Below are 23,397 nucleotides of genomic sequence, written 5' to 3' on the forward strand. Positions count from 1 at the left end.
ATGGCGATCAGCGTCTTCGACCTGTTTTCCGTCGGCATCGGGCCGTCCAGCTCGCACACCGTCGGCCCGATGCGCGCCGCCCGGACCTTTGTGGACGGTCTCGCCGAGGACGGCACCCTGGGCAGCGTGGCCCGGGTGCAGGCGGAGCTGTTCGGCTCGCTCGGCGCGACCGGCTTCGGCCACGGCAGTGACAAGGCCGTGCTGCTCGGGCTGTCCGGTGAACGGCCGGAGGAGATCAACACCGACACGGTGCCGGCGAAGGTCGCCGCGATCCGCGAGTCCGGCCGGCTGTCCGTGCGCGGCGAGCACGAGGTCGTGTTCGTCGAGGACACCGACCTGACCATGCACCGGCGCAAGTCGCTGCCGGCGCACCCCAACGGGATGGTGTTCCGCGCCTTCGACGCCGAGGGCGGGCTGCTGCGCGAGCGCACGTACTACTCGGTCGGCGGCGGGTTCGTCCGCGACGAGTCCTACGAGACGGACGCGGTGTTCATCGAGGACTCGACCCCGGTGCCGTTCCCCTTCCGCACGGGCGCGGACCTGCTGAAGCACTGCGCCGACACGGGTCTGCCGGCCAGCGAGATCATGATGCGCAACGAGCTGTCGTGGCGTTCTCGCGAAGAGGTGCGGTCCGGGCTGCTGGCGATCTGGGCCGTGATGGTCGAGTGCGTGGACAACGGCATCGCCCACGAGGGTGTGCTGCCCGGCGGGCTGAAGGTGCCCCGGCGCGCGAAAGCGTTGCACGACAAGCTGATCGCCGAAGACGGTGTGGGCGACCCGCTGTACGCGATGGACTGGGTGAGCCTCTACGCGCTGGCCGTCAACGAGGAGAACGCCGCCGGCGGCCGCGTGGTGACCGCGCCGACGAACGGCGCCGCCGGCATCATCCCCGCCGTGCTGCACTACTACCAGCGCTTCATCCGCGGCTCGTCCGACGACGGCATCGTGACGTTCCTGCTCACCGCGGGCGCGATCGGCTCGATCCTCAAGCAGACCGGGTCGATCTCGGGTGCCGAGGTCGGCTGCCAGGGTGAGGTCGGCTCGGCCTCGGCCATGGCGGCGGCCGCGCTGACCGAGGTGCTGGGCGGCTCGCCGGCGCAGGTGGAGAACGCCGCCGAGATCGGCGTCGAGCACCACCTGGGCCTGACCTGCGACCCGGTCGGCGGCCTGGTGCAGATCCCGTGCATCGAGCGCAACGCGGTCGGCGCGTCCAAGGCGATCCACGCCGCCCGCATGGCCATGCGCGGCGACGGCAGCCACGTGGTCACCCTGGACAAGGCGATCAAGACGATGCGCGAGACCGGCGCGGACATGAGCGTGAAGTACAAGGAGACGGCGCGCGGCGGCCTGGCCGTCAACGTGATCGAGTGCTGATTTCCTTGCGCTGAAAGGGTTTCAGCGGGCCGGGCTGGGGGCGGTGAGCCGCAGCCCGGTCTCCACCAGGAACCAGCCGAAGCGCTCCTTCGGAGTGCGGGTGCGTGGTTTGTGTTCCTGTGGTGAGCGAACGCGGCGTCTCGCGGCCGCGGCCCGGAGGTCGGCTTGCCGGGAGTGGATGAACTGCTCGGTGAAGATATGATGGGTCATGGCGGTTTCCCCCGTTTTTCCTGTCACTGTTCGGTTTCCGGACGGGCGGTGCGCGGGAACGCCGCCCAGTGCGCGATCACGGAGTCGTCGCCGGGCCGCGCGTCGCGGCGGTACTTCTCGATCAGCGCGGACGCCTCCCGGCTCATCTCCTGTGCCTCGTCGGGGGTGAGGGAGAGCCGGACGTTGTTGAACATCGCCTTGTCGGCCCAGGTGCCGCCCCGCTGGGGCAGCTCGGCGATGAACTGGACCTCCTCCCGGTAGCGCTGCTCGATGACCTGGTGCAGGTAGGTCGTGACCGGTCCGGCCAGCTCCGGGTCGTGGAGGAAGTCCGCCGAGTTCAACTGGGTCGAGTTCTGGGCCGGCTTCCACCAGCGCTCCCGCTTGGAGCCGCGTTCGGTGTCCTCCACGACCAGGCCCGCGTCGGCGAGCTGGCGCAGGTGCCACGACGTGGTCCCGGAACTCTCCCCGACGCGTTTGCCGAGGCCGGTCGCCGTGGCCGGGCCGTCCTCCTCCAGCAGGTCGAGCAGCCGGATCCGCAGCGGGTGGGCCAGCGCGCGCAGCGACTTCGCGTCGAGGACGCGGTTCTTGCGGCCGGGGCTCTCCGAGGTCATGCCAACGACGATAGACCACAGAGGACCCTTTGCAAAGAGATCTCTGCGAAGGGTCCTCTGCGGTTGATGGTACGGAGCCCCGCCGGGTGTCCGGCCTAGACTCGGGGCGTGGAGGCGACGTCGGTGGTGAGCGCGGGTGAGGCCCTGTTCCGGCCCGTGCGCGCCGGCAATGCCTTCGAGGAGACCGTCGAACGCCTGCTGCAGGCGATCCGGCTCGGGGTGGTCGGGGCGGGGGAGCGGCTGCCGTCCGAGCGGGAGCTGGCCGAGCGGCTCGGCGTCAGCCGGGTGACGCTGCGGGAGGCGATCCGCGCGCTCGCTGACGCCGGGTACGTCGAGTCGAGGCGCGGGCGGTACGGCGGCACGTTTGTCAACCAGAGCCTGCCGGAGCCCGTCGAGGGCAGCCCCGGGGAGGTCGACGCCGCGGCGCTGGAGGACGCGCTCTGCCTGCGTCACGTGCTGGAGACCGGGGCCGCCGAGGCCGCCGCCGCGCGCACGCTCAGCCCGGCCGACCGCCGTCACCTCACCGGCACGCTCGGCGAGGCCGCGACCGCCGGCTTGGCCGACTACCGGCGCAAGGACTCCCGGCTGCACCTCGCGATCGCCGAGGTCACCGCGTCCGGCTCGCTCACCACCGCGATGGCCGACGCCCGGACGCGCGTGAACCAGCTGCTCGACCGGATCCCGCTGCTCGAGCCCAACCTGGAGCACTCGAACGCCCAGCACGCGGCGATCGTCGACGCGATACTGGCGGGCGACCCGGTGGCCGCGCGACGGGCGATGGCCGAGCACATCGAGGGCACCGCGTCGTTGCTGCGCGCCTTCCTCGCGTGAATTTTTCACCGGACCCGCAGAACCTTTTCCCCCGTCCAGACGTCGTCCATTCGTGGAAGCCGAGACGGATGGTGCTACCGACAGTGGTCCGATCGATCCAGCGGATGACCCCCGCGCGCCACGTCGTCGTAAATGGCGCAAGATCCGCCGGATCACCTACTGCGTCTTCGGTGTCGCCGTCGGCGTGCCGCTGATCGCGTTCTGGGTCGCCTACCTGCTGCTGGACGTCCGCAGCCCGCAGGATGTGCTCTCCTCACTGAACAAAACGGTGGTGCTGAAGTACGCCGACGGCACCGAACTGCTCAAGGTTCCACCGGCCGAAGGCGATCGCTTGTTCGTGCCGTATGCGAAGGTGCCCTCGAAGCTGCGCGACGCGATCATCGCGACCGAGGACCCGACGTTCTGGGACAACGCCGGCTTCGACCCCACCGGCATCGGCCGCGCGTTCCTCACCGGCGTCGGCGGCGGCTCCGGCATCACGCAGCAGTACATCAAGAAGTCCACCGGCGACGACGACGCGACGATCGGGCGCAAGCTCGAGGAGCTGGTGCTCGCCACGAAGATCACGCAGCAGCAGAGCAAAGAGCAGATCTTCGAGAGCTACGTCAACATCATCTCGTTCGGCCGCGGCACGTTCGGCCCGGCGGCGGCGATGAACGCGTACTTCGGCCGGAACCTCGACGACAGCATGACCTGGAGCGAGGCCGCCTTCCTGGCCGGGATGATCCAGTCGCCCTCGGTGCACGACCCCGCGGTGTCCGGCGACGCGCACGCGGCGAAGCGCTGGGACTACGTGCGCGACAAGGTCGTGGAGCGCGGTTACGTCAAGGGCGCGGACGCCGCGGCGATGACGTACCCGGGCGCGGAGATCCAGGCGCCCTCGGAGACGCGTGCCAGCCGGCTGAGCTACGACGAGTACCACGTCAAACAGCAGGTGCTCGCCGAGCTGGAGCAGGACGGGTTCCCGCTTTCCCGGCTGCAGCTGGGAAACCTGACCGTGCAGACCACGCTGGACCGCGGGGCGCAGGCCGCCGCGCGCACGGCGCTGGCCGACCGGCTGAAGGGCGAGCCCAAGGAGTTCCGCGGCGGCCTGGTGTCCGTCGACCCGTCGACCGGCGCGGTGCGCGCGTACGACGGGGGCAACGACGGCGTCCGCGACAACGCCGGCACGGCGCACGCGCCGGGCTCCGCGTTCTACCCGTTCACCCTCGCCGCCGGGCTGCGTAAGGGGATCTCGCCCGACGCCCCGGTGGCGTCGCCGGGCCGGGTCCGCTTCCTCGGGGAGGACTTCATCTATCCCGACCGCTGTGGCAAACCCTGCACCCTGCGCAGCGCCATGGCCTCGGGCGCGGACACCCCGTTCATCGGGCTGGCCGGCAAGGTCGGGCCGGACGCGCTGAGCTCGACGGCGCGGGACGCCGGCATCCCGGAGACCATCGACGGCGCGCCGACGATGCGGGAAAAGGACGGCTACCTGATCGGCTCGGGCATCGCCGTCGGCCGGTATCCGTTGCGGCCACTGGACTTGGCCGGCGCGTACGCGAGCTTCGCCGACGGCGGCCTGCGCACCACGCCGCACCTGGTGGAGAAGGTCCTCGACGAGGACGGCGCCGTCGTGTGGCAGCACGACGACACGGCCAAGCCCGCCTTCGACGCCGACCCGGACGCGAGCAAGCGCATCGCCGACGGGGTGACCGGCGTGCTGCAGACGGCCCTGCCCGACGGCCGCCCCGCCGCGCTGCGCACGGGCGAGTTCCAGCACGGCAACACCGCCGACAACCAGGACGGCTGGGCGATCGGCTACACCCCGCAGCTCGCCACGGCGGTGTGGATCGGCTCCGACGACGACCGCCGCCTGTTCGACGCCGAGGGCGCCAAGCTGGTCGGCGCGACCGTGCCCGCCGACATCTGGCGGGCCTTCATGACGCAGACGCACAAGTCGCTGCCGGTCCGCTGGGACGCCTCGTCCCTGCCGCCGGTGTGGACCAAACCCGGCCTGCCTATCCCACCTGGCATGCCCGTCCAGCAGGGCCCTGGCTCGTGAGGTCCCTGAAGGCCACCTTGAGGGACGTATGGTCCCTCAAGGTGGCCTTCAGGGACCTTCTCGCTCGGTCGGACGCTCGGCCGCGGGGTCAGCGGACGCGGGCGAGCACGAACCCGTCGTAACCCTTGTCGCCGACGGTCTGCACGGCCGTGGCGTCGATGCGGTCGTCGCCCGTCATCGCCTCGAGCATCCGCCGCACGCCCTGCACGGAGGGGTCGGAGCTGGCTTCGTCGACCACGGCGCCGTGGCGGACGACGTTGTCGACGACGATCGTCGTGCCGGGCCGGGAGAGTTCGAGCGCGGCGGCGAGGTACCCGGGCAGGTTGACCTTGTCGGCGTCGATGAAGACGAAGTCGAACGGCCCGGTCAGCCCGGGCAGCGTCTCCAGCGCGGGGCCGACGCGGATGTCCACCACGTCCTCGCCGAAGCCCGCGCGGTCGAGGTTCGCGCGCGCGACCTTGGCGTGCTTCGGCTCGTATTCACAGGTCACGAGTTTGCCGCCGGCCGGAAGCGCGCGGGCGAGCCAGATCGTGCTGTACCCGCCGAGCGTGCCGATCTCCAGGATCGACCGCGCGCCGGCCGTCACGGCCAGCAGGTGCAGCAGCTTGCCCTGGTTGGGCGCGACGGCGATGGCCGGCAGCCCGGCCGCCGTCGAGTCGGCCAGTGCGGCGTCGAGCACGGGGTCGGCGGGGATCAGCGCGTCGGACAGGTAAGCGTCGACTTCGGTCCAGAGTTCGCGGTTCATGGCACCTCCGTCGCCAATCTAGGGCAATAAGGCGGCGCGGGGAGAACGTCATTCGCCGCGGCGCGTCGCCTTCGGGATCACCAGCGGGGTGCCGGTCTCCGGGCAGGGCATCACGCGGCAGGGGAGTTCGAAGATCTTCTCGACGTTCTCCTCGGTGACGACCTCGGCCGGGGCGCCGGTCGCCAGCACCTGCCCGTCGCGCATCGCGATCATGTGCGTGGCGTAGCGGGCGGCGTGGTTGAGGTCGTGCAGCACGGCCACGAGCGTGCGGCCCTGCTCGGCGTGCAGCTGCGCGCACAGGTCGAGGATGTCCATCTGGTGCGCGATGTCCAGGTACGTCGTGGGCTCGTCGAGCAGCAGCAGGTCGGTCTGCTGCGCCAGCGCCATCGCCATCCAGACGCGCTGGCGCTGGCCGCCGGACAGCTCGTCCACCAGCCGCTCGGCCAGGTCGTCGACCCCGGTGGCGCGCATGGACTCCGCGACCACGGCGGCGTCGTCGCGGGACCACTGGCGCAGCAGGCGCTGGTGCGGGTACCGGCCGCGCGCGACGAGGTCGGCCACCGTGATGCCGTCCGGCGCGACGGAGCTCTGCGGCAGCAGCCCCAGCCTGCGCGCGACCTCCTTCGCGCCGTAGCTGGAGATCACCTCGCCGTCGAGGTACACCGAGCCCTGGCGCGGTTTGAGCATGCGCGCCAGCGCCCGCAGGAGGGTGGTCTTGCCGCAGGCGTTCGGGCCGACGATGACCGTGAACGACTTGTCGGGGATGACCACGCCGAGCTGCTCGGCGACGGTGCGCCCGTCGTAGGCGAGGGTCAGTGCCTCGGCGTGCAGGCGCGACTCGGTCCGGGGCGGCGCTTCGGCGATCGTCTGTTCCACAAAGGCTAGGCTAACCTAGTGACCCTCATTCGGGGAGTTCCGTGGGTCGCATTCGCCGAACGTGACCACCCGGTGCCATCATGCGATCGGCAAACCCCTGGTGTGAGCGAAGGTGGCGATGGACGACTACCGGGTCGTCGCGGACGAGCTCGCCGCCGAAATCGAGGCCGGGCGCCTGCGTCCCGGCGACCGTCTGCCGCCGCAGCGCCGCTTCGCGCGTGACCGCGGGATCGCCGGCTCCACCGCCGCCCGGGTGTACAGCGAGCTGATCCGCCGAGGGCTCGCCATCGGCGAAGTCGGCAGGGGGACTTTCGTGCGCGCCGCGCGTCCGGCGCCCGAGCCCGCGCTGGCCGAGCCGGGTGACGCGCGCGTGGACCTGGAGCTCAACTTCGCCGTGCTGCCAAGCCAGTCCGCGAAGCTCGCGTACGCGCTGGAGCCGCTGCTCCGCGCCGACGTCTTCACGGACTCGCTGTACCCGGTGGGCGCGGCGGGCACGAAGGCCGTCCGCGAAGCCGCCGCCGGACTGCTCGCTCGCGGCGGCTGGACGCCCGACCCGGGCACGGTGCTGATCACCGGCAACGGCCGTCAAGGCATCGCGGCGGCCGTCTCGGCGTTCGTGCCGATGGGGGAGCGGCTGGCTGTCGAGGCGCTGACGTATCCCGTGGTCAAGGCGATGGCGACGCGGCTGGGCGTTGAGCTGGTGCCGATCGAGACCGACGCCGACGGCCTGGTCCCCGCCGCGCTCGCGGCCGCCCACGCGGCGGCGCCGGTGCGCGCGCTCTACGTCCAGCCGACGCTGCACAACCCGCTCGGCCCGACCATGCCCGCGGCCCGGCGCGCCGAGCTGGCGGACACCGTGCGGAGGCTGGACCTGCCCGTGGTCGAGGACGGCATCTACACGTTCCTGCGCCCGGACACCGCGCCGCTCGCCGCGCTGGCGCCGGAGCGGACGGTGTTCGTCGACAGCTTGTCCAAGCGCGTCGCTCCCGGGCTCACGGCGGGTTTCCTGGTGACGCCCGCGCAGTGGACTTCGCGGCTGGCCGCGGCCGTGCGCTCGGGCGGCTGGGCGGCGTCGCGCTTCGCCATGGAGGCGGCGACGCGCTGGATCGCCAGCGGCGTGTTGGCGGAGGTCGAAGACGCGAAGCGCGCCGACGCAGCGAAGCGCGCGAAGATCGTGGACGACCGGCTCGCCGGCTTCCGCGTGCTCGGCGACCCGGCCGCTTACCACCGTTGGTGGGAGCTGCCGGAACAGTGGCGCGCGGAGACGTTCGTGGCGGCGGCCGCGCGGCGGGGCATCGCGCTCTCGCCCGCGGCCGCGTTCGCCGTGCTGCCGGGACACGCGCCGAACGCCGTGCGCATCGCCGTTTCCGCGCCACCGGAGGAAACCCTGGCCGCGGCGCTCGACGCGCTGGCCGGGCTGGCGGCCGGGTCACCGGAGGACACCCTCGTTGATTAGGGCTCGTGAGTGTTTATGACGGTTCTAACCGTCATAAACACTCACGAGCCTTGGCGCGGGGCCCACTTGCCGACGAAGCTGCCGCACACCACCGGTTGCCCGGTGAGCTTCGCGCGGATCGTGTTCTCCAGCCCCAGGTAGTCGACGTTCGGGGTGTCCGCCGGCACCGACGAGGGCACCGGGCCGCCGTCGGCGAGGGTCTGGTTCGGCACCGTCTCGAAGATCACCAGGTAGTCGCCCTCGTGGTTGAGGCGGTCGGCCGTGGCGAGCATGCGCTCGGGCGCGTCGCCGACGATCTCCGGCGGCAGCGGCCACTCCAGCGGGAACGGGTTGCGCAGGCCGAAAGCGGGGTAGGCGAACGGGTTGTCCGGCAGCACGGCGGTGCGGCCGGCCGGGTAGTGGTTCAGGCAGTCCCGGATCTGGGTGACGTAGGCGAACGTGGCGGGGTTCGTGCGGATGCCCCGCATGGCCGGGCTGACCGAGCCCAGGTCGGCGGTGAGCTTGTCGTGCGAGAGGTCGCGGTAGGCCGCCTCGTCGTGGTACGCGACGACCACCCAGCCGCACAGCGCGACGGTGGCGAGGCCGGCCGTTGTCGTCACCCATGGGCGGGCGAACCGGCGCCGCACCAGCGCGCGTTCCGGCAGGATCCCGGCGACCAGGAGCAACGCGGTGAGCGCGAGGGTGCCGGTGAGCAGCGTCGGGGTGTCGTTGCCCCAGGAAAGGCTGGTCATGAAGCCGGTCGCGAGCACCAGCAGCCCCGCCCACGGCAGCCGCTTGCGCACGGTCGCGTTCACCACCACGGCCATCGCGAGGATCCACCACAGCACGTCTGCCCAGCGCGACGAGCCCGTGAACCGGCCGTCGGCCACGGTCCAGACCACCGCGGCCGCGCCGCCCAGCGCCAGCAGCCACGAAGCCGCGCGCCCGGCCACGCCGAGCCGGTCGCCGGTGAGGCGCACCAGCACGAGGACGATGGCGATCGCGGCGAAGAACGTCAGCTCGCGCACCGGCGGGAGCATCAGCGTCCCGGGGTCGTCCAGCCACAGGCCGAGCAGGCGTTCGCCGTACGCGGGGACGGCGCCGGTCAGCTGGGTGACCATCTCGCCGAAGCCGCCGCCGGCCGTCACCCAGGCGACGTAGCCGAGGCCGAACGCGCCGAGCGCCAGGACGTCGGGGATCAGGCGGCGCTTGCGGTCCGGGTAACTGAGGGTCCAGGCCAGGCCGATCAGGGCGGCGGGCACGAAGCTCTGCTTCATGAACACGGCCGAGCCGAGCAGCAAGAGCCCGCCCAGCCGGGGCAGTGTTTTCCCGCTGCGCAGGCCGGCGTCCAGTGCCCACGCGCCGCACGCGGTGAGCGTGATGCCGTCGACGGTGTGCCAAGCCATGAGCGGGAAACCGTTGAGGTTGACCAGCGCGGTGGCGGCGACCAGCGCCGTGCGCCCGGCTCCCCACGTGAGCACCGGCCGCCGCATGACGAGCACGGCGAACGCGATCGTGGCGAGGATGATCTCGACCATCGCGAAGAAGCTGGAGGCGAAGAACAACGGTCCCGGGAGCGCGAAGTCGATCACGTGGAGGACGGCCGACCCGAGCGGCCGCGCGGAGATGATGTCGGCGTGCGGCACTTCGCCCTGCAGCACCCGCCAGGCCTGCGCCAGGATGAACCCCTGGTCGGTCGGGTGGAACCCGAACCGTCCGACGCGCAGCTCCGTCGCGAGCGCGAGCCCCGCCACCCACGTGGCGTGCACGGCCCACCGCACCACCGCCCGCCTCCGCCGCGCCGGAACCCCTCCGGCGACCGACGGCAGCGCCGGACTGGCGACGTCCACGCTGGCCTCTTCCTTCCCTTTCCGCACTGCCTTCCCGCCCTGCCGGGCTGGACAGCGATGGTAGCGGCCGCGCCCCACCTCACCGGCCGCGCCTTGTTCGCACCCACGGTAGTTGCCCAGAGATCCCATGCACCCGTTCCTCTCGGGGACTGGTTGATTTTGTGGTTGAGAACCATGGGCCTGGGTACGCGATCCTTTGCTGTGCGGTAGATACCGAATCGACCTGAAATCAAGCAGTTCGTGCAGGCCTGTCGCCTCTCCCGGTCGATCTACTTCAGGTCTTTTGTATGCCTGGGCGCGCGACCAGTCGCGGAGACACGCGGCGGAGTCGCGCCGTCCCGATGCTGGAGGTTCTGCCGTTTGTGGGACACAGGGTCGCGGGTTGGCTACGATCAGTTCGTTAGTGGAGTTACGGGCCGTGGGGGTTATAGGGGGAGGACGCAGTGGGGAACGACCGGCAACCGGCAGACAGCGGAGGAAGCCGGCCTCCATCGCACGAACCGCCGGATCGGGCTGGGTACCTCACGCCGGAAGAGCAGGCGCAGCGGAAAGCCCAGGACGACCGCTACAACGAGGCCATGAATTCTACTGGCACCAAGATCTATCAGCAACGTCAGCAGGAGGACTCCGCAGCCAACGCCGCTGCTGAACGACGCCGACCACGGCCGGTACTTGTTCTCTTTCACCGAAAAACCCGGCTGCGAACGCTGCATCCACGTCGCACACGACCTTGCTGACACGATGATCAGCAAAACCAACGACCTCCTGGGACAGCTGCCTTGGGGCTGATGGGCGTAGGCCGCCGAGCGCGGAGCTGATCAAGCGGTATCCGCCAGAATGGGAACGGATCAGGATCGAGGGGTGGGAACGTGGTTCATCAAGGTAAAGAGTTCGGCGTTGACCTGTACGAACTGGAGAAAGTGGCGAAGGTCGATTTCCCGGTAGTCTCGGCTGACTACGGTGATGCGATTGGTAGCTGCGACCGCGTCCGAGGTGACATAGCCCAAGCGATGCAGCGCCCGGAGCAGTTCGGTGGCGACGGGCTCGGCCCGGTGTACCAAGCCTATCTCGATCTCCACGATGCCGTGACAGGATTCCTCAAGGAAACTAAAAACAACCTGGATGACACAGCTACGGCGCTGGACAAGGCAGCCCGATATTACGCGGGGACCGATCACGCGGCGAGTGACGAGCTGAACCGCCGGGCGCGCCTTGACTCGGAACTGAACGGCAAGATATGACCTTCGATCAGCTCATGCAGCATGCGAAGGACATTACGGACAAGGCTGTTGATTTGACAGCGATGGAGCTGGCGCAGAAAAACGCGACGAAGTCCGGGGCGAACCCCGATCGTAACGCGATCAGGCAGTCCTACGTATTCATCGAGTCAATGTTCGAGCCGTTCTCGCGGTTGCCCGATCCGGCAAGGTATGATCCGCTGATCGCTGATCTGAACGCCGCCATGGGGAAACTGACCACCGGGTCCGTCCGCACTACTGAACTCAGCAACGACGTGAGCTTGGCGAACCCGCATCTGGACAAAATGACGACTGATGGCGGTTATCTGCAAGGCTGGACCGGCGACGCAGCAATGGAATTCAAAGCCAACTTCATCGACACCTTCAAAACGGTCTCCGGAAATCAGTTTACCGTGTTGTCCACCCTCAAAGGTGTCCTCCAGGCCCACCGGGAGATGTGGCTCAGGGCGCGCGATGACATCGACAAGATCGCAGAAAACACGAAGAACGCACTCGACAACGCCGGTGGTTGCGGTAAAAATCAGTGGAGTTTCGGCTTCTCGGTGCTCTCTGCGGTCGTTGCGGTCGGTGGGGTGGTTGTTGCTGTCGCGACTGGTGGTGTTGTGCCACTTGTGGCGATCGGAGCAGCCGCGTCTGTGGGCAGTGCGGGCGTGGCCAGTCTAACGGCATCAGGGGACTCGGCTGACACGATCATCAACTCGATGAAGCAGGCGGTCGACGACCTCACCAGACACATTCAGGAGGTCGAGACGCAGGAAATCGCGCAGAAGGTGCGGGCGCTGACTGATGCCGTGCACGGGAACAAAGACAAACTTGTCAGCGCCCGGCCGAGCCTGGCCGGGATGAACGACCGCGATCTCACCGGCGACGGCGGCTTGGGCAAGTCGGACTAGGACCAGGAGGTGGGGTGACCGTGGTGGACCTGGCTGAGAGGCTGGACGGTATCCGGGTACGTGTGCGTGCGCCGGGGACGGAGATCGAGGCGGAGCTGCGTCAGCGTACCGGTATCACGTTGTCGTTCGGCGAAAGTGTCTATGAATTCATCGATGAATTGGCACTGGAGAGAGCACTCGCCGGCATAGCGCGACTGCTGTGGGCTGGATGGCAGCGGCGGTATCGGGCGGCGATAGAGGAGACAAACCTCAACATCGATGCCGATGACATGCGGGATTGGAATTTCTTCACCGACCGGGCCAAAGTTGAGGCTGCCGGCGAGTCGAGCGACGAGCGGATCACCATCACCGCGGTAGGCATGGAGGACTTCTCGGTTCACATCGAACCCGGCACCGTGCGCGAGATTTCTGAAGATCAGTTCAGTGCGGGCGCCGCCGAAGCGGCCACGAAGCTGATCCAGGACTTCCAGGTCAAGGTGGATGAGCTGAAGAAGCGGTACTACGAATGACGAAACGTAAACTGCTGCTGCTGGTAATTGTTGTCGTGGTGCTCGCGGCCGCCGGGATCACGGCGGTGGTGCTGTCCACCGGAAGTGATGATTCGGCGTCAAAGCCGTGCGATATCCCGGATTCGGTTCGAGAGCAACCGGCGTCGGCGAAGACCGCGCCGGGTGGTGGCGGGATCGAAGTCGCGGAGAAAGGGGTTTCATCGTCGGGTTTGGCGAGCATGGGGGCTGTGCTGCACAACACCAGCGACCTTGTCGCCTATCGGACCAGGGTGACGCTCAAAGTGGTCGTCTCCGTCGACGGCCTACCGCCGGGACCCATCCAGGGCCCGTCGATGACCATGGAGATCCCGGTGATGCTGCCAGGCCAACGAGTAGGCGTTGGCCGGCCACTCATCAACGTCAGTGCGACGAACAAGGTGACCTCAGCCGACGTCGACCTGCAAACAACCACCTGGTTGCCCAACGGTGCCCTCGGTGGATTCGCTCCTACGGCGGACACCTACGATTCCACCAGCCGAGTCCACTCGTCTCCGCCGGCCGATGCTGTCCGATACACGGAAAAATCGACCAATTGTCGAGCACTGTCCAGTCGCCGCACCGCCGTGGTCTTCCGCGACGCGACCGGAAAGATCGTCGGCGGCGACCTCGTCCCACCCGACGGCAAGGGCAATCCGGCCGGCAGTACACAACAGCCTCCAGCGAGCCCATCATGCTCAACAGGCGAGCGCAGTACATGGATCGTGCCGTTGCAGAATATCCCGCAGAACGCGGATGACAAGCGAACCGAACTGTACTCGTACTGCGATCTCAATGCCCCGAAACCCGATGTGAACGATGTGTACTGACGGTTCACCGCATTTTCCGGCTTCAGCGCAAAGTTTCAGGCAGGTCCTGCGGGTTGCTGATCATCCATCGGGGTGGTGATCCAACAAGGTTCGCGTGAGGTGCTGTGCGGACAGTCGACTGTGGCTAGTCTCCTGTTAACGCTCGACAAGCGCACCTCGGCGTGGGGCGCGGGCGGGCCACCTCCATCGGGGTGGCCGGCACCGATGTCCTGATTGTCGAGTGTGCATGTGTTGTCTGGGGAGTGGGGCTACATGGCCGGGTGGTTTCAGCGGCGGCGGGCGAATCTCATGGCTGTCGCCGCGGTGGTGATCACCGTGATCGTGGGCTTGCTGACCAATCAGTTGACGTCCCATTGGGGATGGGGGCTGGGGATCGGGCTCCTCGTGTCGACGGGGCTTCTCGGACTAGTGGCTTGGGGTGACAGGTCGGTCCAGCAGAACCGCACCAGTGCCGCGACCACAAGCAGGAAAAGCGGCACTCCCGGTCCAGGGGATGTCCGCAACAGCATGAGCGGTTCCGCAAGAGACGTCGTGCAGATCGGCCGTGCCGATGCTGTCTACCTCAACGAGCGTCGATCGAAGGATGCACCGCCGGCCCGGATGCTGCCACGGGCAACCGAGAATTTCACCAACCAGGTCGTCGCGCTGGGCAAGGCGTCCGACGGGGTCGTACACGACGGTGATCGCGACGGCCCGAAGATAGTGGTGATCCAGGGTCCCCCGGGGATCGGGACAACCCAGGCGGCGCTGGTGCTCGCGCATCGACGCAAAACCGACTATCCGGATGGGCAGTTCTACGCGGATCTAGGCAGCCGGACCGGGGAACCTGGTGCACTGCACACCATCCTCGGTGACTTCCTGATCAGACGGGGCTTCGCCAAAGATGATCTGCCGGACAGCACGGAAGCGCGCGCAGGGTGGTTTCGCAGCAGCACCGAGGATCATGCGGTTCTGGTGGTGATCGACGGCGCAGTCTCGGCCGAGCAGGTCCAGATGCTGCTGCCAGGTCCCGGCAGGTCCATGGTCGTGGTGACCGAGCGGGCACCGTTGAGCGATCTGAGCGTCACCGAGGCGGTGACGTTCGTCGAACTGCATCCGCTGGAGGACGACGCGGCCGAGTTGCTGTTGACCCGCATCATCGGCTCGGCTCGGGCGGAGGCCGAACCTGACGCGGTACGTGAGGTCGTTCGCCGCTGCGCGGGGCTGCCCGTCGCTTTGGGCGCGGCCGGATCGTTGGTGCGACGGTTCGGGGAGCGGCCCATCGCCCGCCTGGTGGAGGCGTTACGCGATGAGCAGCGTCGGTTGTCGGTGCTGTCACCGGGGACGGGGATCTCGGTCGCGGCGGTGTTCAACGCCGCGTACCGACGCCTGAAGCCGGTGGAACGACGTGTATACGGCTTGTTGGGCCTGGAACCGAGTACCGGTCAAGTCAGCCTCGACCTGCTCAAGCACCTAACCGGTCTCCCTGTGGACGAGGTGCGGGCCGCGATGGACGAACTGATCGCCAGTAAGCTCGCCGAGGAACCTTTCGCCGACCGATACCTGGTGCGGGAGTGGATCAGGAAACACACACCCACCACTCTCGAGACGCCGGAGCGCGAGCTGCTTTCGACGAAAAGCTTCCAGTTCCATCGTGAGGTCCTCCTTGCCGCGGAGGATGTCGTGGCAGGCCGGCGGGGCTGGCGGCAGCTGTTCTTCCCGGAAGTGACAGTCCGGCCGGACCATCTCGCCGCGGACAGGGATGCGGCCTGGCGGTGGTTGGAGGCTGAACGGGCCAACTTGCTGGCCTGCATCGAGTTCGCCGCGAAGAAGAAGTGGCACAACGAGGTGCTGCTGATGAATCTGCTGCTGTTTCCGCTGTACGAGAAGGGTAAACACGACAACGACCTCCTTCTCGCGAGCGATTTCGGCATCGACGCCGCGGTCGCTACCGGCAATCAAGGGGTGCACAGTGTCATCCGCAGCCAACGTGGTTACGCCTACCGGGACCGCTGGGAGCTGGACAAAGCTGCGGCAGAGTTCACCGAGGCCGTCGATCTTGCTCGCCTGGTGAACCTCGACATCGCCGAAGGCACCGCGCTGGAAGGCGGGGGGCTCACCTTGTTCGACCAGGGTGACACGCCGGGCGCGCAGGACGCGTTGCGACGTAACCATGTCATCGCTACGGCCAGCGGTGATGATCGCCGTCTCGCGATCGCGGACATGCTCCTGGCGCGAGTCGAACATCCTGAGCGGGCGTTCCCGTTGCTCGACGAAGCTGCAAGGCTGTTCGCGGGCATGCAACAGGACGAATCTGTCAATCTCGCGAAGGTAGCAACCTGTCGAGGCATGAAGCTCATCGAAGCAGGGCGGTACGGCGATGCCGCCGAGCCGTTGAACTACGCGCTGCTGGTGATGGAAGAGCGCAACCGGTGGTTCGATCGTGCCGTCGCCCTGGAAGCACTCGGCGACCTCGCCCGTGCCCAAGGCGCCCCAGACCGTGCCCGGGAGTCGTATCGGGAAGCCCTGAGGATCTACGAGACTCGGCGGTTCGATGTCCAGGCCGACCACCTGCGGCGCAAGCTGGACGACCAGGACTAGGTCAGGCCCGCCGACGCCAGAGCAGCCGCGTCAGTGTCCGGGCCACCGACACCACCGCCGGGTCACGCGGGAGGTGCTTGGCCTCCGGCGCGGATTCCGGCATGACCCGGTACGCCAGGTGGACCACGAAACGCGTCAGGTTCGGGGCGGCCAGCGCGGCCAGTTCGGCGGCGCGGCCCTCCGGCAGGCTCAGGACCTGCGGCCGTTCTTCCAGCGCCTTGACCACCAGGGCCGCCGCGCGCTCGGGGGAACTGGAGGGCAGGCCGCGGTAGCCGGAAGGGGCGATCATGGGCGTGCGGACCAGGGGCATGCGGACGGAGCTGAAGGTGATGCCGTCCGTCAGCGTCTCGCGGCCGGCCGTCAGCCCGAACTCCTCCAGCGCCGCTTTCGAAGCCAGGTAAGCCGAAAACCGCGGGGTGTCGGTCTGCAGGCCCATCGTGGTCACGTTCACCACGTGCCCGAAGCCGCGTTCCGCCATCGACGGCAGCAGGCCCAGGGTCAGCCGCACCGGGCCGAAGTAGTTGACGGCCATCGTGCGCTCGTAGTCGTGGAACCGTTCCGTCGACAGCTGCACCGAGCGGCGGATCGAGCGGCCCGCGTTGTTCACCAGCATGTCGACGGCGCCGTGGTCGGCGAGGACGGCCTTCACCAGCGCGTCGACAGCGTCACCGTCGGTCAGGTCGCACGGGTACGCCGCGGCCTGACCGCCCGCGGCCGTGATCTCCGTGCGCACCTCTTCCAGCTCGTCCGCGCGCCGCGCCACGAGAAGGACTTTCGCGCCCCGACGCGCGACGGCGAGCGCCGAAGAGCGGCCGATGCCCGACGACGCCCCGGTGATCAGCACGACGCGTCCCTTAAGCCCCGGCTTCCGCGCGCGGTCGGGGTCGAGGTGCGCGCGCCAGTAGCGGTACAACGGCCCGGCGTAGTCCCGTAGCTCGGCCAGCGTGATGCCGCTGCCGTACAGCTCCGAAGTCGTCCGCGCGGTGTCGAACTCGACAGCCATGCTCAGGTGCGGCAGGACTTCCAGCGGGACGCCCAGCTCGCTCAGCACGGCGGCGCGAGTGGCGCGCCCGCCCGGGATCAGGTCGACGCCCGAGGCCAGTCGCGAAGCCACCGCGCGCAGCGGGCCCGACGGCAGGGTCGCCGCGATCCGCGGCCCGCCCGCCGCCCGCGCGAACGCGTTGTAGACCTCGCCCAGCTTCTGCGGCCGCGGCGACGCGAGGTGGTACGTGCTCCCCGAGGGCGCTTCGCGGTGCATCAGGTACTCCATCGCCTCGACGACGTAGTCCACCGGCACCAGGTTCGTCGCGCCCAGCTCAGGCGCGGGCATCGGCAGCCGCCGCGGCAGCGCGGCGAGGCGTGAGATGGCGGGGAGGAAGTAGTACGGGCCGTCGATCTTGTCCATCTCGCCGGTGCTCGAATCGCCGACCACGGCGCTGGGCCGGTAGACGCGGAACGGCACGTCGCCCTGCGCGCGGACCAGCTTCTCGGCCTCGAACTTCGTTGCGTGGTAAGGCGAGCTGAACGTCTGGCCGAGGTCGAAGTCGGCTTCGGTGAAGCGTCCGGCGTGGTTGCCGGCCACGGCGATCGACGACACGTGGTGCAGCAGTCCCGCTCGCGCGGCGGCGGCGAAGGCGAGCACGTTGCGGGTGCCGTCGACGTTCGCGGCGCGGTTGGCCTCGTCGCTCGCGGTCAGGTCGTAGACGGCGCCGAGGTGCACCACGTGGTCGATGCCGCCGAACGCCTCCGGGTCGAGGCCCAGCAACGGCTCGGTGAGGTCGCCGACCGCGGGCGCCAGCTTCTCGGCGCCCGCCCAGCTGTGCGCCAGTTCCGCCAGGCGGTCGCGGGAGGTGTTCCGGACGAGGACGTGCACGGTGGTGGTGTCCTGCCGCCGCAGCAGCCGGGCGACCAGGCGCTTCCCCAGGAAGCCCGTCGCGCCCGTCACGAAGTAGGTCGTCATGGCCGCACCTTCTGTTCGGAGTCTGCGACGACTCTACCTACTCGCGAGTAGGAACGGTAGTTGTCACTCGGGATGCTGCGCGACGACCACCACGGCGTCCCGCAGGGCGGCCCGCAGGCGGCCGACGTCCAGCGGTCCCAGCACCGCCGCCTCCCCCGGTGGTGCCACGAGCACGATCTTGTCGTCGCTGCTCACGAACACCGTCACGTCCCTCCGCCTGCCCGCCAGATCCCGACAGCCGACCGACCACTCGTCCCGACCCGACACGGTCCTCGCCCTCCGATTCACCTCGTGGTGGCGCTTCGTGCGGAGGTGTGACCAGGGCCTCCGGCGCTGCTTACGCCGGTTCACCCGAATTGCCTACTGGCGGGTTTTCCGGGACAGCGGCGGGACAGAAAAAGCCACACATCCGATGTCTGGGTTGACCATCCCGGACGGGCTCCCGTTAGGTGTGGGTGCACCACCGCCGACTGGCGCTCCTGGAGGAAAACGGTTATGGACGCTCCTGACGGCTCCGGAACTTCCCTTTCCCGGCGCGGTTTCCTGGCCGCTACGGGCGGGGTGCTCGCGGCGGCGGCCCTGCCCGCCACGGCGTCGCCAGCTTCGGCGGCGCCGGTCGTCGCGGGAGCGGCACCGGTGGACCTGATCGACCCATTCATCGGAGCGGTGACCACTTCCGCCGACACAGCGTGCGGAAAGACGTATCCCGGCGCCGTGCTGCCGTTCGGGATGGTGCAGCTGAGCCCGGACACCGTCTCCGGCGGCGACAACGGCAGCGGCTACTCGGCCGAGATGACCACGATCGAGGGATTCAGCTTCCTGCACATGTCGGGCGTCGGCTGTTACGGCGACCTCGGCAACCTGCAGGTGCTGCCGCAGACCGGCCCGCTCGTGCTGGGCCGGGACGCGGCGAAGAGCCCGTACCGCAAGGAAACTGAGGCCGTGCACGCTGGCTCACACGCCGTTTATTGGTTGTAGTTTTTGACCCGGTGGAGCTGGACCGGTACCGCGTCCGCGCGGAGCTGACCGCGGCGACGCGGGCGGGCCGGCTGCGCTTCACCTTCCACGACGCGGGCACCGGCCGGCTGAAGGTCGACCTCACGCGCCGGATCGGCGGCGACGGCTCGCACTCCATCGCGCAGTCCGTGCGCCAGGTCGACGCCACCACCGTCGAAGGCTGGATGCGCTGCGACCACGCGGGCGGCGGCTGGATCTGCGGCGCGCAGATGTCGGCCTGGTACTTGCTCGCGGCGGCGGGCTTCTACCCCGTGTCACCGGCGAGCGGCGTGTACGTCCTGGGCAGTCCGGTGTTCGACCGCGTCCGCTTCACCACCGGCCGCGGCACGACGTTCACCGTGCGGGCCGACGGGAACTCCGAGGAGAACGTGTACGTGCGTTCGGCGCGGCTGAACGGCCGTCCGCTGCGACGGGCGTGGCTGACCCACGAGGAGGTCGTCCGCGGCGGCGAGCTGCGGCTGACGATGGGCTCGACGCCGGACACCTCGTGGGGCGCCGACCCGCGGCTGACCTCGTCCGACGGGATGTGGCGGGCGGGCATCGGGAGTAGCGTCCGGGCGGCAGGTCGCGGTCGGCGTTGGAGGTCGTGGTGTCGGAAGCCCGGAAGATCGTCATCATCGGAGCGGGGCTGGCCGGTGCGTCGGCCGCCACTGCCTTGCGGGAGCGGGGCTACGGGGGTGACGTGCTGCTGATGGGCACCGACCCGCACCGGCCGTACGAGCTGCCGCCGCTGTCGAAGGGCGTGCTGCTCGGCAACAGCGACGAACCGGACTGGGTCCACGACGAGGGCTACTACGCCGAGCACGACATCCGGCTCGCCTCGGGCGTCACGGCGACGCGGCTGGAGCTGGGCGCGCGGCTCGTGCTCGACGACGCCGGCGGCGAGCACCTGTACGACCGGCTCGTGCTGGCCACCGGCTCACGGCCGCGCCCGCTGCCCGTGCCCGGCGGTGACCTCCCGGGCCTGTACACACTGAGGACGCTGGACGACTCGCTGCGGCTGCGTTCGGCGTTCGCGGACGCCGAACGGGTGGTGGTGGTCGGCGCGGGCTGGATCGGCACCGAGGCCGCGGCGGCCGCGCGCCACCACGGCGCCGACGTCACGGTGGTGGCGCCGGAACGGCTGCCGCTCGGGCACGTGCTCGGGGACGAGGTCGCGGGCGTTTTCCGTGACCTGCACACGGAACACGGCGTGCACTGGCGGCTGGGCGAGCAGGTCGCGGAGGTCCTCGGCGATCCGGGCGGCGTGCGCGGCGTGCGGCTCGCGAGCGGCGACGAGCTCGCCGCGGACGTCGTGCTGGTGTCCGTCGGCGCGGCGCCGCGAGTGGAGCTGGCCCACGCGGCCGGCCTGGAACTTTCTGACGACGGCGGTGTCAGCGTCGACGCGGGCCTGCGCACGGCCGCCCCGGACGTCTACGCCATCGGCGACATCGCGGCGCACTTCCACCCGCGCTACGGCCGCCGCGTCCGCGTCGAGCACTGGGCGACGGCGCGCACACAGGGCGCCCACGTGGCGCCGAACCTGCTCGGCGAGAACGAGCCGTACCTGGACCTGCCGTATTTCTTCACCGATCAGTACGACCTGGGCTGCGAGTACCGCGGCCTGGCCGACCTGGACACCGACCGCCTCGTGGTGCGCGGCGACCTCGCGGGCCGCGAGTTCACCGCGTTCTGGGTCGCTCCTACCGGCGAGGTCAGCGCCGCGATGAACGTCAACATGTGGGACGACGGCGACGCGCTGCAGGCCCTCGTCGACAGTCGCGCGAAGGTCAGCGCCGAAGACCTGAAGTCGGGAGACCTCGCCAAGCTGGCCTGATCCCCGCAACAGCCTGATCCCATTGCCCCGCAACGAACCTCACTCGTCGACAGGCTGCACCCGGCCCCCGCCAGCCAGATAGGCGCGCAGGTTCGGCGGGTCGTAACCCAGCACTTCCTTGCGTTCGACGACGCTGGAGGCGACGGACTCGTGCGCCGGGTCCGTCGCGCCGATCGCCCGGGTCACCGGGGGCATCAGGCGGTAGAAACCCTTGCGGGACTGGTACATCGGTCCCAGCGGGTCGGGGATGACGGCCGGGTCGCGGGTCAGGGTGAGGCCGCACGAGCGGGCCCGGTCGGCCATCCAGCGCATCGGCACGTCGGACAGGCCGTGGACCGTCTTGCCGCCCCCGCCGACGTCGGAGTGGTAGCCCGCGAACCAGACCTGCTCCACGCGCTGCTTGCTCCCCGTGGCCAGCGGCTGCCAGATCGACGGCACGAACGGCTTGCGGTGCTCGTCGATCGACAGGGCCTGGAACGCCGCGTTCACCTGCGAGCTGAGCGTCGTGTCGTGGAACTCGAAGCGGCGGTTGAACAAGTCGGCCGGCCACAGCCCGCTGAGCGGGATGCCCAGCGAGCCCACGGTGTCCCACACGCCGATGAAATGGATCCGCGGCTCGCACGAGTACGTGCGGCGGAACAGCGTCGCCTCGGTTTCGCGCGGGTGGCTTTCGTCGCGGCGGTCGCGGTACAGCGAGTACGCGCGTGGCACGAGGTCCACGTGCTCCGGCCGCAGGAGCCCGGAGTTGCGGATGAGCCCGGCGATGCTGCGCACTGTGTACGCGCCCCGGCTGAAGCCGACGAAGAAGATCTCGTCGCCATCCTCGTACGTCCGCACGAGGAACCGGTACGCCTCGCAGACATCGTCCGACAGCCCGAGCCCGAACGCGCCGCCCAGCAGCTTCCAGCGGGTCGTGCCGATCCCGGACTGGTAGTAGACGCGCTGGGGGATGCCGTCCTCGCCGGTCGGGGCCACGGACAGGGCGAGCCGCGTGACGTTGCTCGGCGCGGCCACCGCCCCGTCGGCCAGGTCGGCCGTGTCCCACGTGCCGTCGCAGCAGATCACGATCCGCTTGGGCATCCGCACCTCACTCCCGGGAAAAGGTCCCGGCTATCAAGGCACGAACGGCCCCGTCATTTCAACGGTTTGGCCAAACTCGCCGCGAGCCGCGGCGCCGGACGGGTCAGGGTGAGGAACGCCAGCAGCGCGAGCACGCCGAAACCGGCCATCGTCGCGCCCATCGGCACCGCCGTGCCCGGCCCGCCGAGGCCGACCAGCGGCGTCGCGACCCCGCCGATCACGAACTGCAGCACCCCGAGCAGCGCCGACGCGGCACCGGCCGACCGCGCGTGCTCGGCCAGCGCGAGCGAGCTCGCGTTCGGCATCACCAGGCCGATGCTGGAAACGACCACCAGCAGCGGGATCACCAGGCCGATCAGGCCCAGCCCGGCCGTCACCGCGACCAGCACGCCGAGGCCGCCGACCGCCGCCACGATCAGTCCCGCGGCCAGCAGCGTCCGCTCGGAGTACCGGCCCACCAGGCGCCCGTTGAGCTGGCCGGCGAGCACGATGCCGACGCCGTTGAGGCCGAACACCAGGCTGAACTGCTGCGGGCTGAGGCCGTACACCCCCTGCAGCGCGAACGAGGAGCCCGAGATATAGGCGAACAGCCCGGCGAACATCAGCCCGGACGCCAGCGCGTAGCCGAGGAAGGAACGGTCCGCGAGCAATCCCGCGTACGTGCGCAGCACCCCGCCCAGCCGCGCGGGCGTGCGGTTCTCGACGGCCAGCGGCTCCGGCATCGCGACCGCGACGACCACCAGCAGCAGCACGCCGAACCCGGTCAGCACCCAGAACACCCCGCGCCACGTGGTGAAGTTCAGCAGCTGCCCGCCGAGCACCGGCGCGATGATCGGGGCGAGGCCGTTGACCAGCATCAGCATGGAGAAGAACTTCGTCATCGCCTTGCCGGAGAACAGGTCGCGCACGGTCGCGCGGGAGATCACCAGCCCGGCGGCGGCGCCCAGCGCCTGCACCGCGCGGGCGACGATCAGCAAAGTGATGTCCGGGCTGACGGCAGCCGCCACCGAACCCACGACGTACAGCGCCAGCCCGATCAGCAGCGGCACGCGCCGGCCGTACGCGTCCGACAGCGGCCCGGCCACTACCTGGCCGACGGCGAGCCCGACGATGAACGCGGTCAGCGTGAGCTGGACCGTCGAATCACTCGCGCCGAGGTCAACGGCCAGGCGGGGCAGCGCAGGCAGGTACATGTCGATGGACAGCGGCCCGAACGCGGAGAGCCCGCCGAGGATCAAGAGGAAGCGAAGGGTCCCTTCGCGCCTCGGGGTTTTCTGCTCGGCTCTGGTGGTGCGCCCGGTCTCGGCGGTAGTACTCATGCGTGGTCCCCATCCCCAAGTCGGAGGCACGCGCGCGGCGCGTGACCTTCCCTCAAACTCACGGGCGGCTGTCCGCTATTCCGGTTGTGGCCTGGACCACCCCGGATGCCCGGATCCGGGCTGCGCGCCCCGGCTGGTGGGAG

The 23,397-nt window shown here is 69.4% G+C and carries 21 protein-coding genes; 12 read left to right on the forward strand and 9 right to left on the reverse strand.

Going from position 1 to position 23,397, the window contains the following annotated elements:
- The gene (locus OG943_RS46770) at positions 1–1,374 is read left to right on the forward strand and encodes an L-serine ammonia-lyase (RefSeq protein WP_328607300.1); all 1,374 of its coding nucleotides are present in this window, start codon (positions 1–3) and stop codon (positions 1,372–1,374) included.
- A 21-nt stretch (positions 1,375–1,395) separates the two neighbouring features.
- Here the strand turns inward: OG943_RS46770 and OG943_RS46775 are convergent, their stop codons facing one another.
- Together OG943_RS46775 and OG943_RS46780 are read right to left on the reverse strand one after the other, a co-directional pair.
- On the reverse strand, positions 1,396–1,584 hold the full coding sequence (locus tag OG943_RS46775; RefSeq protein ID WP_328607301.1) for a hypothetical protein: 189 nt from the start codon (positions 1,582–1,584) through the stop codon (positions 1,396–1,398).
- A 23-nt stretch (positions 1,585–1,607) separates the two neighbouring features.
- Positions 1,608–2,195, reverse strand: coding sequence for a helix-turn-helix domain-containing protein (locus OG943_RS46780; RefSeq protein ID WP_328607302.1), 588 nt, complete (start codon positions 2,193–2,195; stop codon positions 1,608–1,610).
- A gap of 108 nt (positions 2,196–2,303) precedes the next feature.
- On the opposite strand from OG943_RS46780, the gene OG943_RS46785 reads away from it, so the two are divergent.
- Both OG943_RS46785 and OG943_RS46790 read left to right on the forward strand, forming a co-directional pair.
- Positions 2,304–3,026 (forward strand): FadR/GntR family transcriptional regulator, encoded by a 723-nt coding sequence (locus tag OG943_RS46785; RefSeq protein WP_328607303.1) that lies wholly within the window; start codon positions 2,304–2,306, stop codon positions 3,024–3,026.
- A 91-nt stretch (positions 3,027–3,117) separates the two neighbouring features.
- Complete coding sequence (locus OG943_RS46790; RefSeq protein ID WP_328612355.1) at positions 3,118–5,070, forward strand: transglycosylase domain-containing protein; 1,953 nt, start codon at positions 3,118–3,120, stop codon at positions 5,068–5,070.
- 88 nt (positions 5,071–5,158) lie between these two features.
- On the opposite strand, the gene OG943_RS46795 is transcribed toward OG943_RS46790, so the two are convergent.
- Both OG943_RS46795 and OG943_RS46800 read right to left on the reverse strand, forming a co-directional pair.
- Positions 5,159–5,815, reverse strand: coding sequence for an O-methyltransferase (locus OG943_RS46795; protein ID WP_328607304.1), 657 nt, complete (start codon positions 5,813–5,815; stop codon positions 5,159–5,161).
- Between the two features lie 48 nt (positions 5,816–5,863).
- The gene (locus tag OG943_RS46800; protein ID WP_328607305.1) at positions 5,864–6,691 is read right to left on the reverse strand and encodes an ABC transporter ATP-binding protein; all 828 of its coding nucleotides are present in this window, start codon (positions 6,689–6,691) and stop codon (positions 5,864–5,866) included.
- A 118-nt stretch (positions 6,692–6,809) separates the two neighbouring features.
- On the opposite strand from OG943_RS46800, the gene OG943_RS46805 reads away from it, so the two are divergent.
- A complete protein-coding gene (locus OG943_RS46805; protein WP_328607306.1) occupies positions 6,810–8,147 on the forward strand; it encodes an aminotransferase-like domain-containing protein in 1,338 nt (445 codons plus the stop codon).
- A gap of 41 nt (positions 8,148–8,188) precedes the next feature.
- Here OG943_RS46805 and OG943_RS46810 read toward each other — a convergent pair whose 3' ends face one another.
- Positions 8,189–9,976, reverse strand: a complete 1,788-nt coding sequence (locus OG943_RS46810) for a hypothetical protein (protein ID WP_328607307.1) — start codon at positions 9,974–9,976, stop codon at positions 8,189–8,191.
- 869 nt (positions 9,977–10,845) lie between these two features.
- On the opposite strand from OG943_RS46810, the gene OG943_RS46815 reads away from it, so the two are divergent.
- From OG943_RS46815 to OG943_RS46835, 5 genes are all read left to right on the forward strand, one after another.
- Positions 10,846–11,217: a hypothetical protein gene (locus tag OG943_RS46815; protein ID WP_328607308.1), complete on the forward strand. Its 372-nt coding sequence runs from the start codon at positions 10,846–10,848 to the stop codon at positions 11,215–11,217.
- A complete protein-coding gene (locus tag OG943_RS46820; protein ID WP_328607309.1) occupies positions 11,214–12,128 on the forward strand; it encodes a hypothetical protein in 915 nt (304 codons plus the stop codon). The genes OG943_RS46815 and OG943_RS46820 overlap by 4 nt, the downstream gene beginning before the upstream one ends.
- Positions 12,129–12,142: 14 nt before the next feature.
- Positions 12,143–12,637: a hypothetical protein gene (locus OG943_RS46825; protein ID WP_328607310.1), complete on the forward strand. Its 495-nt coding sequence runs from the start codon at positions 12,143–12,145 to the stop codon at positions 12,635–12,637.
- The gene (locus tag OG943_RS46830) at positions 12,634–13,482 is read left to right on the forward strand and encodes a hypothetical protein (RefSeq protein WP_328607311.1); all 849 of its coding nucleotides are present in this window, start codon (positions 12,634–12,636) and stop codon (positions 13,480–13,482) included. The genes OG943_RS46825 and OG943_RS46830 overlap by 4 nt, the downstream gene beginning before the upstream one ends.
- 288 nt (positions 13,483–13,770) lie before the next feature.
- Positions 13,771–16,062, forward strand: coding sequence for an NB-ARC domain-containing protein (locus tag OG943_RS46835; protein WP_328607312.1), 2,292 nt, complete (start codon positions 13,771–13,773; stop codon positions 16,060–16,062).
- Position 16,063: 1 nt separating this feature from the next.
- Here OG943_RS46835 and OG943_RS46840 read toward each other — a convergent pair whose 3' ends face one another.
- Together OG943_RS46840 and OG943_RS46845 are read right to left on the reverse strand one after the other, a co-directional pair.
- The gene (locus tag OG943_RS46840; RefSeq protein ID WP_328607313.1) at positions 16,064–18,022 is read right to left on the reverse strand and encodes an SDR family oxidoreductase; all 1,959 of its coding nucleotides are present in this window, start codon (positions 18,020–18,022) and stop codon (positions 16,064–16,066) included.
- 63 nt (positions 18,023–18,085) lie between these two features.
- Complete coding sequence (locus OG943_RS46845) at positions 18,086–18,289, reverse strand: hypothetical protein (RefSeq protein WP_091623393.1); 204 nt, start codon at positions 18,287–18,289, stop codon at positions 18,086–18,088.
- Positions 18,290–18,517: 228 nt separating this feature from the next.
- Between OG943_RS46845 and OG943_RS46850 the strand changes: the two genes are divergently transcribed.
- From OG943_RS46850 to OG943_RS46860, 3 genes are read left to right on the forward strand one after another with little or no spacing between them, the layout of a single operon-like run.
- Complete coding sequence (locus tag OG943_RS46850; protein ID WP_328607314.1) at positions 18,518–19,000, forward strand: hypothetical protein; 483 nt, start codon at positions 18,518–18,520, stop codon at positions 18,998–19,000.
- 11 nt (positions 19,001–19,011) lie between these two features.
- Positions 19,012–19,731, forward strand: coding sequence for a glycoside hydrolase domain-containing protein (locus tag OG943_RS46855; RefSeq protein WP_328607315.1), 720 nt, complete (start codon positions 19,012–19,014; stop codon positions 19,729–19,731).
- Positions 19,629–20,855 carry an NAD(P)/FAD-dependent oxidoreductase gene (locus tag OG943_RS46860; protein ID WP_328607316.1) on the forward strand — a complete coding sequence of 409 codons (1,227 nt, stop codon included), beginning with the start codon at positions 19,629–19,631 and terminating at the stop codon, positions 20,853–20,855. The genes OG943_RS46855 and OG943_RS46860 overlap by 103 nt, the downstream gene beginning before the upstream one ends.
- 39 nt (positions 20,856–20,894) lie before the next feature.
- On the opposite strand, the gene OG943_RS46865 is transcribed toward OG943_RS46860, so the two are convergent.
- Positions 20,895–21,935: a DUF2235 domain-containing protein gene (locus OG943_RS46865; RefSeq protein ID WP_328607317.1), complete on the reverse strand. Its 1,041-nt coding sequence runs from the start codon at positions 21,933–21,935 to the stop codon at positions 20,895–20,897.
- A 53-nt stretch (positions 21,936–21,988) separates the two neighbouring features.
- Positions 21,989–23,254, reverse strand: a complete 1,266-nt coding sequence (locus tag OG943_RS46870) for a Bcr/CflA family multidrug efflux MFS transporter (protein ID WP_328607318.1) — start codon at positions 23,252–23,254, stop codon at positions 21,989–21,991.
- Positions 23,255–23,397 lie beyond the last annotated feature (143 nt).

It is taken from the genome of Amycolatopsis sp. NBC_00345 (assembly GCF_036116635.1).
Taxonomy (GTDB): Bacteria; Actinomycetota; Actinomycetes; order Mycobacteriales; family Pseudonocardiaceae; genus Amycolatopsis.

Bases quoted from the DNA above. Each gene is read 5' to 3' on its own strand.
- OG943_RS46770 (WP_328607300.1), top strand. From the start codon at position 1: ATGGCGATCAGCGTCTTCGACCTGTTTTCCGTCGGCATCGGGCCGTCC.
- OG943_RS46835 (WP_328607312.1), top strand. From the start codon at position 13,771: ATGGCTGTCGCCGCGGTGGTGATCACCGTGATCGTGGGCTTGCTGACC.
- OG943_RS46820 (WP_328607309.1), top strand. From the start codon at position 11,214: ATGACCTTCGATCAGCTCATGCAGCATGCGAAGGACATTACGGACAAG.
- OG943_RS46780 (WP_328607302.1), bottom strand. From the start codon at position 2,195: ATGACCTCGGAGAGCCCCGGCCGCAAGAACCGCGTCCTCGACGCGAAG.
- OG943_RS46775 (WP_328607301.1), bottom strand. From the start codon at position 1,584: ATGACCCATCATATCTTCACCGAGCAGTTCATCCACTCCCGGCAAGCC.
- OG943_RS46850 (WP_328607314.1), top strand. From the start codon at position 18,518: ATGGACGCTCCTGACGGCTCCGGAACTTCCCTTTCCCGGCGCGGTTTC.
- OG943_RS46830 (WP_328607311.1), top strand. From the start codon at position 12,634: ATGACGAAACGTAAACTGCTGCTGCTGGTAATTGTTGTCGTGGTGCTC.
- OG943_RS46805 (WP_328607306.1), top strand. From the start codon at position 6,810: ATGGACGACTACCGGGTCGTCGCGGACGAGCTCGCCGCCGAAATCGAG.
- OG943_RS46795 (WP_328607304.1), bottom strand. From the start codon at position 5,815: ATGAACCGCGAACTCTGGACCGAAGTCGACGCTTACCTGTCCGACGCG.
- OG943_RS46870 (WP_328607318.1), bottom strand. From the start codon at position 23,254: ATGAGTACTACCGCCGAGACCGGGCGCACCACCAGAGCCGAGCAGAAA.
- OG943_RS46865 (WP_328607317.1), bottom strand. From the start codon at position 21,935: ATGCCCAAGCGGATCGTGATCTGCTGCGACGGCACGTGGGACACGGCC.
- OG943_RS46840 (WP_328607313.1), bottom strand. From the start codon at position 18,022: ATGACGACCTACTTCGTGACGGGCGCGACGGGCTTCCTGGGGAAGCGC.